The sequence below is a fragment of the Acrocarpospora macrocephala genome (genome assembly GCF_009687865.1).
GTDB lineage: Bacteria > Actinomycetota > Actinomycetes > Streptosporangiales > Streptosporangiaceae > Acrocarpospora > Acrocarpospora macrocephala.
Genome location: NZ_BLAE01000005.1, coordinates 210,580 through 227,248, shown reverse-complemented (window position 1 = coordinate 227,248; position 16,669 = coordinate 210,580). Strand labels below are relative to the sequence as shown.

Genomic DNA, 16,669 nt, shown 5'->3' with positions numbered 1-16,669 from the left:
CTGCTCTTCCTCTGGTCAGAACGCACTGCTCGAAGCGACCGACCTGCCGATCGAGAAGATCAGCGAACTCAGCGGACTCGGCAGCGCCGGCAACCTGCGCCACCATTTCACGCACCATGTCGGGGTGGCCCGTCCACTACCGGCGAGCCTTCCCCACCGCGCCGAAGCCGCACGCCTCGAAGGATGCTCAGGCGAACGCCATACCGCCGTCCACGAGCACGGAGGAGCCGTTCATGTAGGTGCACCGCGGGGACACCAGGAATGCGGCGACCTCGGCCTGTTCGGCGGCGGTGGCGAGGCGGCCGAGGGGGATCCCGCTGACGAAGGTCTCCTCGCCGTTGCTCTCCCGGCCCGGTGGGTTCACCATCGGCGTGTCCGTGGCACCGGGGAGCAGGGCGTTCACCCTGACCCCGTGCGGGCCCGCCTCGGTGGCGGCGGCCCTGGTCAGGGCGATGACCCCGGCCTTCGTCGCGGCATAGGGCCCCATTCCCGGCACATTGCGCACCGCGCTCACCGAAGCGATGTTGAGGACGCGGCCCCGGCCTTGGCTGATCATGATCGGGAGACCGTGCCGGAGCCCGAGGAAGACCCCCTTGAGGTTGACCGCTACGAGCCGGTCGAAGAACGTCTCGTCGAACTGGGCGATCGGCGTCGGACCACCCGAGATGCCGGCATTGTTGACCAGGATGTCCAGCGAGCCATGGCGCTCCGCGGTCGTCCTGAGCAGGTGCTCCATCGCGGCCGACCGCGTGACGTCCACGGTCTGGAACTCGGCCGCGCCCCCCATGGCGACGACGGCCGCGCAGGTCTGTTCGGCCGCTTCCGCGCGCCGGTCGGCGGCGACGACGAGCGCGCCGTCCGCGGCGAGCCGGAGCGCGATCGCCCGGCCGATGCCGCCGCCGGCTCCGGTGACGACCGCGACGGTGCCGGAGAGAACGTGTTCCATGGATCGGAGCGTACGCAGCCGCCGCCGGAGTGCTCCGAGCCGTTTCAAAGTGGGACGTTACGCGTCACGTCCGCTCGGCCATGGTCGGAAGGTGGAATCTAACCGGCAGCTTCGCGACGAGGTGATGGACCTTCACGCGCGGTACGCCAATGCCATCGACGACGGGGACGCGGAGGCGTGGGCCCGCTGTTTCACCCCGGACGGGGTGTTGCGGACGAACCGTCCGCTCGAGGTGACAGGGCGGTCGGCCCTGCGTGAGTTCGCCGAGTCCTGGATCGCGTCCCGGCCCGGGCCGTCCCGCCACATCACCTGGCACCACCTGGTCCTGGAGGCGGAACTCGCGGGCCGCTGCTCGGCGGGACTGCTGGTGACCACGGCCGAGGGCGTCTCGATGAGCTACACGGCGGTCTACCGGGACAGGTTCGAACGGGTCCGCGCCGAATGGCTCCTGAAGGAGCGGGTGGTCGCGATCGACCGCCCCGAACGCTGGGAGAGCTGATGAGCATGCAGGGCAAGGTCGCCGTCGTCGCGGCGGGTGGATCCGGCATCGGCCGGATGACGGCGCTCGGACTGGCCGAGCGGGGCGCCCGGGTCGCGGTCATCGACCTGGACAAGGCAGCCGCGGAGGCGGTGGCGGCAGAGATCGGGGGCCAGGCGAGCGCTCATGTGGCCGACTGCGGAGTGGTGAGCGAGCTCAAGCGGGTGGTGGCGGAGATCTCCTCGCTCGTCGACCACGTCGACATCCTGTTCAACAACGTCGGCATGCCGAACCCGCACGGGATCATGGACATCACCGAAGAGCAGTGGCAGCGCTCCGTGGACGTCAACCTGAAGAGCGGCTTCTTCCTCACCCAGCTGCTGCTGCCCCTGATCAGGAAGTCCGGCCGCGGTGGCTCCATCGTCTTCACCTCCTCCGCGGCGGGACTGGTGGCGTCGTACACGACCCCGCTCTACTCGCTCACCAAGGCGGGGGTCATCGGTCTCGCCAAGGCGCTCGCGGTTCACCTCGCCCCCGAAGGCATCCGGGTCAACGCGGTCTGCCCCGGTCCCGTGCGTACGCCCATGCTGGCCGGATTCATGCAGAAGGACACCGCGTTCACCGACGAGGTCGCCGACCTGTACGCGTCGCGGGTTCCCCTGGGCCGGGTCGCGGACGCGCGCGAGATCGCCGAAGCGGTCATCTTCCTGGCCAGCGACGCCGCGAGTTACATCACGGGCGTGCCGTTCCCCGTGGACGGCGGCTACGTTGCCCAGTAGCCCGCAGGTCTATGTCGTCGACGCGGTCCGGACCCCCATCGGCAAGGCCGGTGGAGCCCTGGCGCGGGTCCGCCCCGACGACCTGGCGGCGCTGGCCATCAGGTCGCTCCTGGACCGCAACCCCCGGCTCGACCCGGCCCGGGTCGACGAGGTGTACTTCGGGGCGGCGAACCAGGCCGGTGAGGACAACCGCAATGTCGCCCGGATGGCCGCCCTGCTCGCCGGGCTCCCCACCTCGGTCCCCGGTTCGACGACCAACCGGCTGTGCGCCTCGGGACTCGACGCGGTGATCGCCGCCGCCCGCGCGATCAAGGCAGGCGACGGTTCCCTCTACATCGCCGGTGGCGTGGAGTCCATGTCAAGGGCCCCCTGGGTGGTGCCCAAGCCCGAGCGTGCCTTCCCCGTCGCCGACACCACCCTGTTCTCGACCACGCTCGGCTGGCGCATGGTCAACCCCCGGATGCCGGACGCCTGGACGGTCAGCCTCGGTGAGAGCACGGAACAGCTGGCCGGGAAGTACGGCATCACCAGGGACGCCTGCGACGAGTACGCCGCCCGAAGCCACCGGCTCGCCGCCCTGGCCTGGCGGGAAGGCCGGTACGCCGGCTCGGTGATCCAGGTGCCGGACGCCCCGCTGGACCGGGACGAGGGCATCCGCGACGGCGTCACGGCCGAAAGCCTCGCGCGGCTCAGGCCCGCCTTCCGCGACGCGGGTACGGTGACCGCGGGCAACGCCTCCCAGCTCTCGGACGGCGCGGCCGCGCTGCTCCTGGCGGACGAGCACGCGGTCACCGACCTCGGCGTCGAACCTCTCGCGCGCCTCACCGCCTCGGGCGTGCACGCGGTCGAACCCCAGCTGTTCGGCATCGGCCCGGTCGAAGCCGTCCGGCGGGCACTGGGCAGAGCGGGCCGGACGCTCGGGGACGTGACGGTCCTGGAGCTGAACGAGGCGTTCGCCGCCCAGACGCTCGCGTGCCTGGGGGAGTGGCAGGGGCTCGACCCCGCGGTCGTGAACCCCCTGGGCGGAGCGATCGCCATGGGTCACCCGCTCGGCTGCTCCGGCGCCCGGCTCGCCGGTTCGCTGGCGCACCAGCTGGCCCGGGCCGGGTCCGGCCTCGGGGTGGCCACGCTGTGCGTCGGTGTGGGTCAAGGGCTCGCCATCACGTTGGAGCGGGGATGACGCGGCCGCTCAGGCGGGGTCTGGTGTTCGCGACCGCCGAGCTCGATCCCCTGGGCGACCTGGCCAGGCAGGCCGAGGCGGCGGGCTTCCAGCGGGTCTGGACGACGGAGTATCCCCATCGCGACGCGGTGGTGCGCGCCCTGGCGGTGGCGCTGCGCACCGAGTCGATCGAGATCGGCACCGGCATCGCCTACGCCTTCGCGCGCGTCCCCCTGGCGATGGCGGCGATGGCCGCGGACGTGCAGCGCCTCTCCGGCGGCCGGTTCTCGCTCGGCCTGAGCCCCGGGACGCGAGGCGTACGGCGATGGTTCGGCGCGGACTTCGAACCGCCCGCGCCCGCGCTGGTGGCGTACGCCGCGGCGCTTCGTGCGGCGTGGAGCCAGAACGAGGACCTGGCGGACCGGCCACCGCCCGTCTTCGGCGCGGCGCTCAACCCGGTCATGGGCCGGCATGTGGCGGCCCACCTCGACGGCGTCCTCCTGCACCCGCTGGCCATCGCCAGGCGGCACCTGGTCGAGCGGCTGCTGCCCGCGGTGGCGAAGGGGTCGAGCGCCCGCGCGGGACGCCCGCCCAGGGTGATCGCCTGGTGCGTCACGTCGATCGACCCCGACGAGGAGGTCGCGCGGGCCCGGGCCAGGGCCCAGCTGGCCTTCTACTTCTCGACGCCGAGCTACCGGACCGTGGCGGCGGGAACCGGCTGGGAGCACATCCCGGCGGAGGTGCAGCGCGGCTTCAAGGCGGTCGGCGGCTCGTGGGCCCGGCTGGGCGAGCTGATCCCCGACAGCGTCGTGGACGAGCTCACCGTCTCCGGCACGCCGGCGACCGCCGCCCGCCGCGTCCGGCGGCTCGAACGCGAGCTGGGCGACCTGGGCGTCACCGAGATCGCGTTCCAGACCGTGGGCGCGGAGGTGGGCGGCGCCGCGTTCGTAGCGAGCTGCGAACAGATCATCCACAGCCTCGCACCCGGCGCGACAGGAGAACCCGATGTCTGACTACGAGGCGATCCGCCACCTGACGGCGGAGTACACGTTCCGGCTGGACGACGGCGACTTCGCCGGCGTCGGCGAGCTGCTGTCCGACGCCGTGCTCCGTCCGGTGATGGCCGGCGTACGCGGCGACGAACTCCGCGGCCAGGCCCAGATCGAGGCGTTCTACGCCGACCAGGTCATCACCTACAAGAAGGGCAGTCCGATGACCCGGCATCTCCTCACCAACCAGGTGATCACCCTGACCGGCGACGAGGCCACGTCCCGCTGCTACTTCACGGTGCTTCAGCGCCCTCCGGGGCTGCCGTACCGGATCGTCGTGGGCGGGCAGTACTTCGACAGGTTCATCCGGCGGGCCGGGCAGTGGCGGTTCGCCGAGAAGACCATCCAGGTGGACCACCTGAACGAGATCGAGTTCCACTTCCGGATCGATGAGCGCGTCAGGCGGTGACGATGCGCAGCGCCAGTTCCGCGTAGCCGCGCGCGACCGACTGCGCGTTCTTGGCGGTCGAGGGCCGGTACCAGTCGGGCAGCGCGGCGACGGCCGACAGGATGAAGAACGTGGCGAGCTTCGTGTCCAGCTCCCGGTCCGCGGCGCCCTCGTTCTTCGCCCCTTCGATCAGGGTCATGACGACCTGGTCGTAGTACTGGCGCTGGGCGAGCATGAGCTTCCGCAGCTCGGGGTCGGCGTGGCGCCACTCCCGGGCGTACAGGCTGGCCCTGCGCAGGTGGAGCAGGGACCAGTCGGCATACCGCTCGATGAAGACCTGCAGGCGTTCGATGGACGGCAGCTCGAGGGCGACGGCCGCCTCGGCGATCGCGCGCACCTCGGCGTGCGAGTCCTCGAAGATCTTCTTGAGCAGGTCGCCCTTCGAGTCGATGTAGTAGTAGAGGCTGCCTTTGAGCATGCCCAGGGCGTCGGCCACATCCTGCACTGAGGTGGCGGAGTAGCCCTTCTCCCAGAACAGGTTGACGGCGGCCTCGATGACCTCCCGGTCGCGCGCCCGACCGCCGTCCAACGACTTCTTGGCAGTGCTCGCCTTGCTTGCCGGTCGCACCCGAATCTCCTCGCTCAGACCTTCCAAACGTTAGTTTGACTCTATCCTGTACGCCGGGCGCCCGCCCCCGCGAGCGTGCGCAGGCAGACGGCCAGCCCGATCGCCACCGCCTGAGCGAGCAGCTGGATGGACGTCGGCGCGCCCGCCGTCAGCAGCAACTGCGTCAACTGGGTGAGGAACACGGCCGCGACGCCGCTGGCCACGACGCTGCCCTTGCCGCCCGCCAGCGACGTGCCGCCCAGCACCACGGCGGAGATCGAGGCGAAGAGGTAGTCGTTGCCGATCCGCACCGAGGCGGACTCCAGGTACCCGAGCAGCAGGATCGCGGCGAGGGCGGCGCTCATCGAACCGAACACGTACGCGCCGATGACGTACCGGTCCACCGGCACGCCCGCCGACTTCGCCGCGGCCGGGTTCACCCCGGCCGCCACGAATCGCCGGCCGAGGACCGTACGGCCGGCGCCGAAGGCCACGACGGCGACGAAGCCCACGGCGACCCAGAACACCAGCGGGACGCCGAGGACCTGGTGCGTCGCGAAGGAGACGAGCGCCGGCGGCGCGGCCACCGAAGGGAGGCCGCCGCTGTAGGTCAGCAGGGCGCCGAGCAGGAGCGAGTTCACGGCCAGCGTCGTGATCAGCGGCGTGATCCCGGCCTTGGTCACCAGCAGGCCGTTGAGGAGACCGACGCAGCCGCCGATCAGCAGCGTGGCCACCAGCGCCACCGCGAGGGGGACCCCGGTTTTCGAGATCAGCAGCGGCGGAACCATCGCGCACAACGTCACGGCGCCCGGCACGGACAGGTCGATGCCGCGCTGCTGGACGACCAGCGTCTGCCCGACAGAGACGACGATGAGGACGGCCGAGAAGCTCAGCAGGGAGAGCACCGAGGACGCGGACAGCGACCGCGGCGCGACCAGCGCGCTGAGCACGAAGACACCCGCCGCCGCGGCCCAGATACTGCGGTACTCCCAGCCGGACAGCGGCGCGTTCCCGCCGGTCGCGCGGGGCGTGCCGAGCATGGTGGTCTGGTCCATTGCTAGGCGACCTCGCTCATCTGGCGTGACTTCGAGAACGTGGCCACCGCGACCAGCGTCAGCGCACCGACGAGGTAGGACTCCCACGCCGTACTGAGGGACAGGAAAGGGATCGCGCCGAGGATCTGCTGGACCAGGAGCGCGCCCAGGACGGCCCCGAGGAACGAGCCGCGCCCGCCGAAGATGCTGGCGCCACCGATCGCCGCCGCGCTGATGCTGGTCAGCGTGTACGTCGTCCCCGCCGCGGGATCCCCGGAACCGACCTGGGCGATCAGGCACACGGCGGCGGCCGCGGTCAGCAGCCCGCAGCCGGCGAACGCGGCCAGCCGGACCGCCGCCGCGCGAGCACCCGCCAGGCCCGCGCGCCTCTCGTCGGATCCCACCGCGCGAAGGGCGAGCCCCGCCCATGATCTGCGCAGCGCGAACTGGAGCGCGACCGCGCCGGCCACGGCGACCAGGAAGGCCACGGGGACGACGCCGATCTGGGCTCCCAGGCCGGTGACGATCCGGGTGTCGATGACACCACCGGGCTGGGGGCGCAGGAGCAGCGATCCGGACTGGAGCGCGAAGAAGGTCGCGAGGGTGGCGACGAGCGGGGGGAGCTTGAGCGCGTCCACCAACGCCCAGTTGAGCGCGCTGACCGCGATCGCCACCACGACGATCAGGATCCAGCCGAGCGCCTGACGGCCCTGGGCGTCCTCAGCGGTGAGAAAGAAGGAGCCGACGACCACGAGGAACCCCATGAGAGGGCCTACCGAGAGGTCGATCGCGCCGACCATCATCACCGTCGTCTGCGCCATCGCCACGAACATCAGCGGCACCACGAGGGCGAGCAGGGACGAGATGTTGAAAGTCGAGAGGTACATCGGGTTCCGGGTCGCCACGTACACACCGAGCGCGACCATCGCGGCGGCGATGAGGATCGCCGGCGCGGAGTCGCCCGCCAGCCAGGACAGCAGCCGACCGGCGCCGCCTCTCGCGGCCTGCCGCCGGCCGGTCGAGGCCGTCAGGGCCGCGGCGGTGATCGTCTCCTCGGTCAGCTCCGGACCCGACACCTCCGCCACGACGGCTCCTCTGGAGAACACCAGGACCCGGTCGCAGAGCCCGGCGAGCTCGAGCGCGTCGGAGGAGACCACGAGGATCGCCGTGCCGGTGCCGGCCGCGAGCCTCCTGAGGTAGGAGTAGATCTCGACCTTGGACCCGACATCCACGCCCTGGGTGGGCTCGTCGATGAGCAGGACGCGAGGGTCGGTGGCGAGGATGCTCCCCAGCACGGCCTTCTGCTGGTTGCCACCGGACAGGCTCGCGATCGGCGCCGACGCGCTCGCCGCCTTGACCGCGAGCCCGTCCAGGGTCGCGGCGACCAGCTCGCGACTCCGCCGGGCGCTGACCACGCCCCACCGGGACGCGGAGCCGAGGTTCCGGAAGACGATGTTCTCGGCGACGCTGAGCTCGCCGAGCACGCCTTCCCGATGGCGGTCGCCGGGAAGGAACGCGAACCCGTGCTTCCTGGCCGACTGGGGGCGGTGCACCCGGACGGCGGTCCCGTCGACGCGGACCTCGCCCCGGGAGCCGCCGAGCCCGGCGAGCGCGCGCAGCGTCTCCCGCTGGCCGTTCCCCTCGATCCCGGCCAGCCCGACCACCTCGCCAGGGCCGACCCGGAGGTTGACCCCCTGGAACCCGGCGCCCCGGAAGTCGGCCAGTTCGAGCCGCGGGGGCGCCTGGAGCGCGGCCGGGGCGGGCTTGGCGGGGAAGGTCGCGTCCAGAGTCCTGCCGATGATCAGGGCGACGATGTCGGACTCGGACAGCGCGCCGACGGGATACGTCCCGCGGACCCGTCCGTCCCGGAGCACGGTGATGACGCCGGCGACCGCTCGCACCTCGCGGATCCGGTGACTGATGTAGATCACCGCGCAGCCCTGCCGCGCCAGCGCCCGGACCTTGCCGAAGAGGCGCTCCACGTCCCGTTCACCGAGGTGCTCGGTCGGCTCGTCCAGGATGAGCACCTTCGGACGCGAGGACAGCGCGGCCGAGATCTCGACGATGAACCGCTCCTCGGCCACCAGCTGGGACACCCGGGCGTCCGGACGGATCCGGGTCTCCTGGTCCCACTCCCGCAGGCACCCCTCGGCCCACCGCGACATCGCCCCCGGCTGGGGGCGATGCGCCGGTGGGACCTTGAGGTACAGGTTCTCGGCGACGGTCAGGTCGGGGAGCAGCGCGGGTTCCTGCCGCACGATGGCCACGCCGAGCGCGCGCGCCAGGTCCGGCCCGCCGTCCATCGCCCGGCCCGCGACCTCGACCGTGCCGCGGTCGGGAACCAGCGCTCCGGAGATCACGGCCATCAGCGTCGACTTGCCCGCGCCGTTCTCGCCGACGACCCCGTGCACCTCGCCGGCCCCGACCTCCAGCGCGACCTCGTCCAGCGCCGTGACGCCGGGAAACGTCTTGGTGACCGCGCTGACCTGAAGGGCTGTGGTTGCCATCTCCGCTAGCTCTTGAACAGCTCGGTGAGCTGCGACTCGGTGAGGTCCGCGGTGAGGTCCGCATCCGGCGGCAGGGCCGGCTTGCAGTCCGGCGCCGTGCCGTTGGGGAGGTAGGTGAACGGCTCCGGGTGCAGCTTCGCCGACTCGGTGTTGGCGGTTCCCTGGAACGCCGCGACTCCGATGCGGAGCGCGAGCCTGGGCAGGCTGGAGGTCTGGCCCATGACGAGGAACGGGTACGGCTTCTTCGCCCAGTCACAGCCGATCTCGTTGTTGCTCGTGATCGAGGCGACGACCGGCCGTTCCATGTTCGCGCTGTCGTAGGCCTGGATGGCGCCGGTGTCGGGTCCGTTGAAGTCGCTGACGATCGCGTCGATGCGGCCATGCTTGGACAGCAGGCCGGTCATCACCTTCCGGCGCAGGGCCGGGTCCCAGTTGGTGTCCTGGACCCGGTCGTCGACGATCTCGATCTCGGGGTACGCCTTCATGGCCTTCTGGAAGGAGGCGAAGAACTGGGTGCTCGTCTCGTTGCCCGGCGTGCCGCCCAGGAACGCGACCGTGCCCTTGCCCACCTGCTCGTGCAGGAAGTCCGCCCACTTCTTGCCGATGAAGTCGGTGTCGAAGGTGACCGCGTCCACGAAATCGGTTCCGGGCTTCCCCCCGGCGTCGCCGAGGATGGTGACCACCTTGACCCCGGCCTGGGTGGCCTTGCTGATCGCGGGGAGTTCGGCGACGCCGTAGTCGGCGGAGATGACCAGGACGTTGACACCCTGCGCGACATAGCTGGTGATGTCGGAGATCGCCTTCTGCTGGTCGTTGATCGCCTGCGCGAACAGCGCCTCCGTCACGTTGCCGCATTTGGCGGCCTCGTCCTTGAACTCGGCGGCGGCCTGCAGGACCCAGGTGTTGCCGCCCGCGCTCTTGAGGAAGCCCACCTTCATGGGCTTGGTCCCGCAGAACTTCGTGATGTCGCCGCCCGAGCCGGACTGCTGGAATCCTTCTTCGGCCTTGCGGGGGCCGCCCGCCGTGGCGGTGTTCGCGGTGGTGTTCTCGGTCGAGCACGCGGCCGCCAGCGCGAGGCCGACCACGCTCACCAGGAGCATTGTCGTGGACTTGCGTCGATGCATGATTCGGTTCCTTGCTCTTGCACGGCCGGGATGGAGCCCGCTGCGGGTTCCATGCACTCCTGCTCAGAGCAGGGCGCCGTCGGATGCCCAGATGGTGCCAGCGCGGGTGACGACGATTGGACAACGTCTCAAGTCGAGACACTGGAGGTCTCACACGACCGGGCGTATTGAAGTGAGACAGTCGGCCCGCTGGAGCGGCGGCCACACTCGCCACAGGGAAGGGCGGAAGTCCGCTCCACGGTGGCTAGGAGGAACACGTGGCAGATATCGACGTAGATGTGGAGGCTCTGCGCGAGAAGTACCGCGAGGAACGCGACAAGCGGCTCCGGACGAACGGAACGGACCAGTACAAGTTCGCCGAGGATCAGTACGCCCACTTCGACGATGACCCGCACGCACCCCCGCCGCCGCCCAGGGAGCCCCTCCACGAGGAACTGGACGTGCTCGTCATCGGTGGCGGCTTCGGTGGCTTGCAGGCCGCCGCGACCATGCGTTCGGCCGGCATCCACGACTTCCGGATCCTCGACGTCGCGGCCGACTTCGGCGGCACCTGGTACTGGAACCGCTACCCGGGTATCCGCTGTGACGTCGAGTCGTACATCTACCTGCCGTACCTGGAGGAGACCGGGTTCATTCCGAGCGAGCGCTACGTGACCGGAGCGGAGATCTTCAGGTACTGCCAGAAGCTCGGCCGCCACTTCGGGCTGTACGAGCGCGCGCTCTTCCAGACCAAGGTCACGGGCCTGGAGTGGGACGAGGAATCGGCGCGCTGGACCGTCAGCACCTCGCGAGGCGACCGGCTGAGGCCGCGATTCGTCGTCACGCAGAGCGGCATCTTCAACCGGCCCCAGCTGCCCGGCATTCCCGGCATCGAGACCTTCCAGGGCCACATGTTCCACAGCGCCCGCTGGGACTTCGCGTACACGGGCGGCGACTCCACGGGTGGCCTCGACCGGCTTCATGACAAGCGCGTCGGGGTGATCGGGACCGGGGCCACCGGGCTGCAGATGGTGCCGAAACTGGCCGAGGGCGCGCAGCACCTGACCGTCTTCCAGCGCACTCCGACCGCCGTGGGGGTCCGGGACAACGGCCCCACCGACCTGGAGTGGTTCAAGTCCCTGCCGGCGGGCTGGCAGAAGGCGCGCGAGGACAGCTTCAACCGCCTCATGTCCATGGAGAACGTCGACTGTCCCGTCGACGACGGGTGGGCCCGCTTCTTCCGGCACCAGCTGGAAGCCGTCGAACGCCTGCCCGAGGCGGAGCGGACCCCCGAGGCGATCGGGTCGGCGACCGAGGCGGCCGACTACGAGTGGGGCGAGAAGCTGCGCGCCCGGGTCGACACCATCGTCCATGATCCGGGGAAGGCCGAGCTGCTGAAGGCCTACTACCGAACCCTCTGCAAGCGGCCCGGCTTCAGCGACGACTACCTGCCCGCCTTCGACCAGGGCAACGTGAGCCTGGTCGACGTGAGCGGGGGCATCGAGCGGATCACCGAGCGCGGAGTCGTGGTGGACGGCGTTGAACACGAACTCGACTGCGTGATCTTCGCGACCGGGTTCGAGCTGGGTACGACCTGGTGCCACCAGGCCGGCTACGACGTCGTCTCCCGCGGCGGCGCGCGGCTGTCGGAGAAGTGGGCCGACGGCATCAAGACCTACCACGGTCTTTTCAGCCACGGCTTCCCGAACAGCTTCTTCATGGGGCTCACCCAGACGGGTACGACGATCAGCGTCCCGCACATGTTGCAGGAGCAGGTGAACCACATCACCCACATCGTCAGGCACTGCCTCGACGCGGGGGTCACCCGCGTCGAGGCCACGGTCGAAGCCGAGCGGGAGTGGCAGGAGGTCATCGCGGCGAAGACCGCGCTGCGGCGGCCGTTCCAGGAGGCGTGCACCCCTGGCTACTTCAACGCCGAGGGCAAGCCAGAGGACATGCGGAGCGCCATCGGTTCCGGGATGTACTTCCCCTCCACCGAGTTCTTCGCCATGCTCGCGGACTGGCGGCGGTCCGGGGACTTCGCGGGGCTGGAGCTCAGCTGATCCGCATGAACAACGACCTCCCTCTCACCTGGAGAGGGAGGTCGTTCTCGTTTCAGCCCACGGCGACGGGGTTCACCGGGCTGGCGGTGGCTCCGGTGATCCGCAGCGGGCTCACCATGAAGAGGAACTCGTGGCACCCGTCGGCGGCGAGCTCCGACAGGTTGAGATGCTCGATGAGGTATATGCCGTGGCGGACGAGCAGCTCGACATGGCCGCCGAGGAACTCGTCGCGGTCGAACGGCTGAGCCTCGACCGCGGTGTTGTCGGAGCACACCGCCACGACGTCCCGCGAAGCGAGGAAGGCGGCCGCCTCGAGCCCGATCCCCGGCTGCACCAGGGACATCTCCTCGCCGTTGGCGAAGAACCAGTCCACCCAGCCCGTACGGATCAGCGCCGCGTCACCCGGTTGCAGCTGGACGCCCTGGGACTTGAGGGTGTTCTCCAGGTCCTCCTGGGTGATGACGTAGCCGGGTTCGAGCCAGTCGACCTGCTTGTACCGCGCGACGTCGATGAGGACCCCCCGCGTGACGATGGGGTCGGCCTTCTCGATGCCGCATCGGGCCGCGCCGCCGTACGTCTCCATGGCGTCGTTGCCGAAACCGTTGTACGTCCTGCCGTCGGCGTAGACGTGGCAGAGGGCGTCCATGTGCGTCGAGGTGTGTGACGCGAGCGTCAGCACGTCCTCGTGACATCCCACGCCGGGCTTTCCGCCGTACGGCTCGTACATGTGCTCGTCGAGATGGTTCAGCAGGGTCAGCCGCTGCGGAGTCCCCCGGTAGTCGACCAGGGGGATGCCCGCTCGCTGGATCGGCAGGCCCAGCGGGTAGACCTTGCCGGTGCGGGAGACCCTGGTCGCCGCCAGCGTGGTGCCGGGGTCCAGCAGGTTCAGCGCACCGCGTTCGTCGTCGGCTCCCCACCGGCCCCAGTTGCCGATCTTCTGTTCGGTCATCTCACGTCCTCCTCGGCTCAGTCGCATGTCAGGCTAGGAGCGGGCGGGCCCGAGGTGGCCGGATCGTCTCGCACTGAGACAGGTCTCGCGTTGTTAGGCGGTCAGGCGGGAGACCACCTGTTCACGAAGCCGGACGCGGGAGATCTTGAGGCTGGTGGTGCGCGGCAGTTCGGGCATGAAGATTACCTGGGTGGGCTTCTTGTAGCCCGCGAGCTCCCGCCTGCAGTGCTGGATGACCGCGTCCTCGGTCAGGTGCGAGCCGTCCGGCCGCTTCACCACGACGGCCACGACCGCCTGCCCCCAGCGGGGGTGCGGCACACCGACGACCGCCACCTCCCTGACCTCGGGGATGGCGGCGATGCATATCTCGACTTCGCTCGGGTAGACGTTCGCGCCGCCGCTCACGATCAGGTCGGTCCGCCGGTCCGAGACCGTGACGTACCCGTCCGGGTCGATGGTTCCCGCGTCACCCGTGCGGTACCAGCCGTCGGCGAGCGCCGCCGCGGTGGCGTCCGGGCGGCGCCAGTAGCCCGCCATCAGCGCCGGAGACGAGAGACAGAGTTCGCCGACCGAGACACCGTCGTGGGGCAGCTCCGCTCCCTGGCCGTCCACCACCTTGATGTCGACGTCCACCGCCGCCCGCCCCACACCGGCGAAGATCCCCGACTGGCGGGTGGCGCCCAGATAGTCGCTGGGCACGGTCGCGGTGGCCAGCCCGCCCGAGTGCTCGGTCATCCCCCAACCTTCGATCAGACGGCTCCCCACCACGTCGTAGAGCGCCCCGAGGTGGTCGGCACTGGCCCGGCTGGCGGAGTGCAGCACGGAGTCCAGGGACTGCCACGCGGCCCGGCGGCGAGAGAGCGCCTCGGTCACCTCGGGCAGGAGCGGGGACGGCACATAGGTGAACGTCGCGCGATCGCGTTCGATGACGTAAAGCAGCGAGTCCGGGTCCCATTTCCCCATGATCGTGACCGTTCCGCCGAGGCTCAGCGCGCACAGCACGTGGGCGGGCACCACGGCCACGAACGACATCGATCCGGTCAGCGCGACCACCGGCCACCCGCTCAGCCGGAACGACCGCGCGTTCATCCGGGCGATGGCCAGCACGCTGCGATGGGTCAGCATCGCCCCCTTGGGCTTCCCGGTGGTGCCGCTGGTGAATCCGAGGATGAAGAGGCTGTCCGAAGCCGGCGGCGGGAGCTCCAGCGAGGCCCCACCCGCCACGAGCGCCTCGTACTCATGCCCGAGGCCGCTCCCGGGCGGCGAGACGAGAAGCAACTCGCCGGACATATCCGGAAGCGAGGCGACCCGCTCCTCCAGACCAGGAGTCCAGAGGAGCGCGCGGGCCTCGCTGTCCGCCAGGATGTACGCCGCCTCGGAGGCGGTGAAGCGCGCGTTCACCGGGCAGACCACCAGCCCGGCCTTGGCGCAGGCGAAGTACACCTCGACGTGCTCGGCGCAGTCCTCCATCCAGGCCGCGACGCGATCCCCCGGCTTCAGGCCAAGACCCACCAGCCCGTTGGCCAGCCGGGTGCTGCGTTCGTGCAACTCGGCGTAGGTGCGTTCGGTGCCGGCCCGATCCCTGACCGCCACCCTCGCCGGCGCGCGACGCGCGCCGATCGCCACGATGTCCCCGACTGACTGCGGATAGGTCTTCACACCAGTGAATCCTGGCGGGATCCCCGCCGCCCGGGCCGTCCCAATGTGAAACGCCTCAGCCCCCGAGCAGGTCGGGATCCAGTTTGTAGGCCTTCATCTTGCGGTAGAGCGTCGCCCGCCCGATCTCCAGGAGCTCCGCGGCCTGGGTCTTGTTGCCCCCCGCCTCCGTGATCGCCTGGATGATGGCGGAGCGTTCGATGTGCTCGATGCGGCGCAGCCGCCGGCTGCCTCGCTGGTAGTGCGCGGGCAGGTCGGACAGGGTGATCTCGGAGCCGCGGCTGCGGTTGAGCATCGCGGAGAGCACGCTGTCCAGCTCGCGGACGTTGCCCGGCCACTCGTAACGCATCAGGGCGTGCAGCACCGGCGGGGCGATCCTGACCCGGGCGCCGCGGCGGCTGATGAGGGCGGGAGCCAGGTCCAGGATGTCCTCGGGCCGTTCCCGCAGCGAGGGAACGGTCAGCCGGACGCCGAAACCCGCCGCCTTCGCGACACGCGCGGCCGAGCCGGAGGTGAGCGTGGCGATGACCCGGCTGGCGTGGTTCTCGGCGGTCTCCGCGAGCGTCGCGAGGTGGCTGTTGAACTCCTCAGACCGGTCTCCTATCCCCTTCACGATGACGCAGCGCGAACCGGCGCTGAGCACGTCGCCGAGCTCGCGGAGCAGGTTCGCCTCGTTGACGCTGGGGGTGTTGCTCACGTCGAACACCACCGGCTTGCCGGTGCGCCGCGCGATGAGCTTGGCGACCGTGAACTTCCCCGCGCCGGCTTCACCGTCGATCACGAGCGGGAAGGTCGAAGAACCGACCTCCTGGATCCGCTGGTTGACGTGCTTGGCCGCGGGGCTGCGGCCCAGGAAGCCGAACTCCTTCGGCCCGCCGAACCGCCCGGTGACGACCGTGCCCGGCGAACGGCGCGAGGAGCTCGCCGGAATGGTCAGCTGCACGAGCGTCCCGATGCGGCGGCCGGCCAGCCTGATCTGCTCGAACCTCGCCAGGGCGACCTCGCCGTTGCTCAGTGGCACCTCCTCCGGTCGCCGCTCCGCACCGTCACCGAGGTCCTCGGCCCGCTGTCCCAGCAGCGCCCTGTCGTCCGCGCCGAGCAGCTTCGAGGCCGCCGCGGAGCTGAACTCGGCGCGGTCGCTCAGGACGACGACCGAGCGGCCCGGGCGCTTGGTCGCCGACATGAACGCCTCCAGGAGGCAACGCTCGGCGGCCGAGCCGAGTTCGACGAGGCGGTCCTCGATCGCCTTGGCCGCCTGCATCGCCATGGGCATCATCAGAGGGCTCGCCCGGTGGAGCAAGGTGGTGAGGTCGACGGCGCCCTCCAGCCGCTGGGTGAGCGGGTTGACGATGGGAACGGCCGCGCAGGCGAGATCCCGCAGCACCTCGAGATAGTGGTCGTTCCCCGTGGTCCAGGTCGCGATGCGCTCCTCGAGGGCGATCCCCACCGCGTTCGTGCCGGAGAACTCCTCGCTCCAGACGAACCCGGGCGCGCTCTGACCGGCTTCCAACCGCCGCGAGAGCTCGTCGTCGTCGCACCGGATCAGCAGCAGCTGGCCGGCGGCGTCGGTGAGCACGGCCGAGGTGCCGCACCCGGGCAGCCACTCGGCGAGCCGGTCCATGACCGGCTCCGCGGCGCGCAGGAACCTGCCACTCGCCTCGAAATCCGCCTGGTAGGGGAGCGTCAGGCTGTCCCCCCGGTCCAGGCCGCACATGCGGGAACGCTCCCAGGAACGAAGGATCAGCGGCTGTCCCGAAGGTGAGGGAGTCATGCTCGCTCCATTCAACCAAACGGTAGGATGGGAGCACCCTACCCCTCTGACCAGCGCGGCACCAGACCCGCGACGGCATCGGCTCGGCGGGGAACCCTGACTCACCGGCTTGACTGTCCCAATCTGGAACGGTCGCCCTTCGCCCGCGGGCCGCCCCGACCAGAGTGGCGCGACAGGCGG

General features: G+C 70.4%; 14 protein-coding genes. 6 read left to right on the top strand and 8 right to left on the bottom strand.

What is annotated here, in order from left to right; translation table 11 throughout:
- Positions 1-187: 187 nt before the first annotated feature.
- Positions 188-946 (bottom strand): SDR family NAD(P)-dependent oxidoreductase, encoded by a 759-nt coding sequence (locus tag Amac_RS04015; protein WP_155352929.1) that lies wholly within the window; start codon positions 944-946, stop codon positions 188-190.
- A 91-nt stretch (positions 947-1,037) separates the two neighbouring features.
- Between Amac_RS04015 and Amac_RS04010 the strand changes: the two genes are divergently transcribed.
- Genes Amac_RS04010 through Amac_RS03990 form a run of 5 tightly spaced genes read left to right on the top strand, consistent with a single transcriptional unit; the run spans position 1,038 to position 4,820 of the window.
- Positions 1,038-1,445: a nuclear transport factor 2 family protein gene (locus tag Amac_RS04010; protein WP_170322306.1), complete on the top strand. Its 408-nt coding sequence runs from the start codon at positions 1,038-1,040 to the stop codon at positions 1,443-1,445.
- Positions 1,445-2,203 carry an SDR family NAD(P)-dependent oxidoreductase gene (locus Amac_RS04005; protein WP_170322305.1) on the top strand — a complete coding sequence of 253 codons (759 nt, stop codon included), beginning with the start codon at positions 1,445-1,447 and terminating at the stop codon, positions 2,201-2,203. The genes Amac_RS04010 and Amac_RS04005 overlap by 1 nt, the downstream gene beginning before the upstream one ends.
- Complete coding sequence (locus Amac_RS04000) at positions 2,193-3,383, top strand: thiolase family protein (RefSeq protein ID WP_155352926.1); 1,191 nt, start codon at positions 2,193-2,195, stop codon at positions 3,381-3,383. Before Amac_RS04005 ends, Amac_RS04000 begins: the two co-directional genes overlap by 11 nt.
- Positions 3,380-4,375, top strand: coding sequence for an LLM class flavin-dependent oxidoreductase (locus tag Amac_RS03995; protein WP_155352925.1), 996 nt, complete (start codon positions 3,380-3,382; stop codon positions 4,373-4,375). Before Amac_RS04000 ends, Amac_RS03995 begins: the two co-directional genes overlap by 4 nt.
- On the top strand, positions 4,368-4,820 hold the full coding sequence (locus Amac_RS03990) for a nuclear transport factor 2 family protein (RefSeq protein ID WP_155352924.1): 453 nt from the start codon (positions 4,368-4,370) through the stop codon (positions 4,818-4,820). Before Amac_RS03995 ends, Amac_RS03990 begins: the two co-directional genes overlap by 8 nt.
- On the opposite strand, the gene Amac_RS03985 is transcribed toward Amac_RS03990, so the two are convergent.
- Genes Amac_RS03985 through Amac_RS03970 form a run of 4 tightly spaced genes read right to left on the bottom strand, consistent with a single transcriptional unit; the run spans position 4,810 to position 10,071 of the window.
- Complete coding sequence (locus Amac_RS03985; protein WP_170322304.1) at positions 4,810-5,427, bottom strand: TetR/AcrR family transcriptional regulator; 618 nt, start codon at positions 5,425-5,427, stop codon at positions 4,810-4,812. The two genes, Amac_RS03990 and Amac_RS03985, sit on opposite strands and share 11 nt — an antisense overlap.
- 41 nt (positions 5,428-5,468) lie before the next feature.
- Complete coding sequence (locus tag Amac_RS03980) at positions 5,469-6,461, bottom strand: ABC transporter permease (protein WP_155352922.1); 993 nt, start codon at positions 6,459-6,461, stop codon at positions 5,469-5,471.
- 2 nt (positions 6,462-6,463) lie between these two features.
- The gene (locus tag Amac_RS03975) at positions 6,464-8,947 is read right to left on the bottom strand and encodes an ATP-binding cassette domain-containing protein (protein ID WP_155352921.1); all 2,484 of its coding nucleotides are present in this window, start codon (positions 8,945-8,947) and stop codon (positions 6,464-6,466) included.
- Positions 8,948-8,952: 5 nt separating this feature from the next.
- The gene (locus Amac_RS03970) at positions 8,953-10,071 is read right to left on the bottom strand and encodes a substrate-binding domain-containing protein (RefSeq protein ID WP_155352920.1); all 1,119 of its coding nucleotides are present in this window, start codon (positions 10,069-10,071) and stop codon (positions 8,953-8,955) included.
- Between the two features lie 257 nt (positions 10,072-10,328).
- On the opposite strand from Amac_RS03970, the gene Amac_RS03965 reads away from it, so the two are divergent.
- Positions 10,329-12,113: a flavin-containing monooxygenase gene (locus tag Amac_RS03965; protein ID WP_155352919.1), complete on the top strand. Its 1,785-nt coding sequence runs from the start codon at positions 10,329-10,331 to the stop codon at positions 12,111-12,113.
- Positions 12,114-12,165: 52 nt separating this feature from the next.
- Here Amac_RS03965 and Amac_RS03960 read toward each other — a convergent pair whose 3' ends face one another.
- The 3 genes from Amac_RS03960 to Amac_RS03950 form a co-directional block, all read right to left on the bottom strand.
- A complete protein-coding gene (locus Amac_RS03960) occupies positions 12,166-13,062 on the bottom strand; it encodes a cyclase family protein (RefSeq protein WP_155352918.1) in 897 nt (298 codons plus the stop codon).
- Positions 13,063-13,155: 93 nt separating this feature from the next.
- Positions 13,156-14,721, bottom strand: coding sequence for a class I adenylate-forming enzyme family protein (locus Amac_RS03955; RefSeq protein WP_155352917.1), 1,566 nt, complete (start codon positions 14,719-14,721; stop codon positions 13,156-13,158).
- Between the two features lie 55 nt (positions 14,722-14,776).
- A complete protein-coding gene (locus Amac_RS03950; protein ID WP_170322303.1) occupies positions 14,777-16,489 on the bottom strand; it encodes a sigma-54-dependent Fis family transcriptional regulator in 1,713 nt (570 codons plus the stop codon).
- Between the last annotated feature and the right edge of the window lie 180 nt (positions 16,490-16,669).

Excerpts from the sequence above, each read along its gene's own strand:
- Amac_RS04015 (WP_155352929.1), bottom strand. The coding sequence starts at position 946 with ATGGAACACGTTCTCTCCGGCACCGTCGCGGTCGTCACCGGAGCCGGC.
- Amac_RS03960 (WP_155352918.1), bottom strand. The coding sequence starts at position 13,062 with ATGACCGAACAGAAGATCGGCAACTGGGGCCGGTGGGGAGCCGACGAC.
- Amac_RS03980 (WP_155352922.1), bottom strand. The coding sequence starts at position 6,461 with ATGGACCAGACCACCATGCTCGGCACGCCCCGCGCGACCGGCGGGAAC.
- Amac_RS04005 (WP_170322305.1), top strand. The coding sequence starts at position 1,445 with ATGAGCATGCAGGGCAAGGTCGCCGTCGTCGCGGCGGGTGGATCCGGC.
- Amac_RS03950 (WP_170322303.1), bottom strand. The coding sequence starts at position 16,489 with ATGACTCCCTCACCTTCGGGACAGCCGCTGATCCTTCGTTCCTGGGAG.
- Amac_RS03975 (WP_155352921.1), bottom strand. The coding sequence starts at position 8,947 with ATGGCAACCACAGCCCTTCAGGTCAGCGCGGTCACCAAGACGTTTCCC.
- Amac_RS03995 (WP_155352925.1), top strand. The coding sequence starts at position 3,380 with ATGACGCGGCCGCTCAGGCGGGGTCTGGTGTTCGCGACCGCCGAGCTC.
- Amac_RS03970 (WP_155352920.1), bottom strand. The coding sequence starts at position 10,071 with ATGCATCGACGCAAGTCCACGACAATGCTCCTGGTGAGCGTGGTCGGC.
- Amac_RS03990 (WP_155352924.1), top strand. The coding sequence starts at position 4,368 with ATGTCTGACTACGAGGCGATCCGCCACCTGACGGCGGAGTACACGTTC.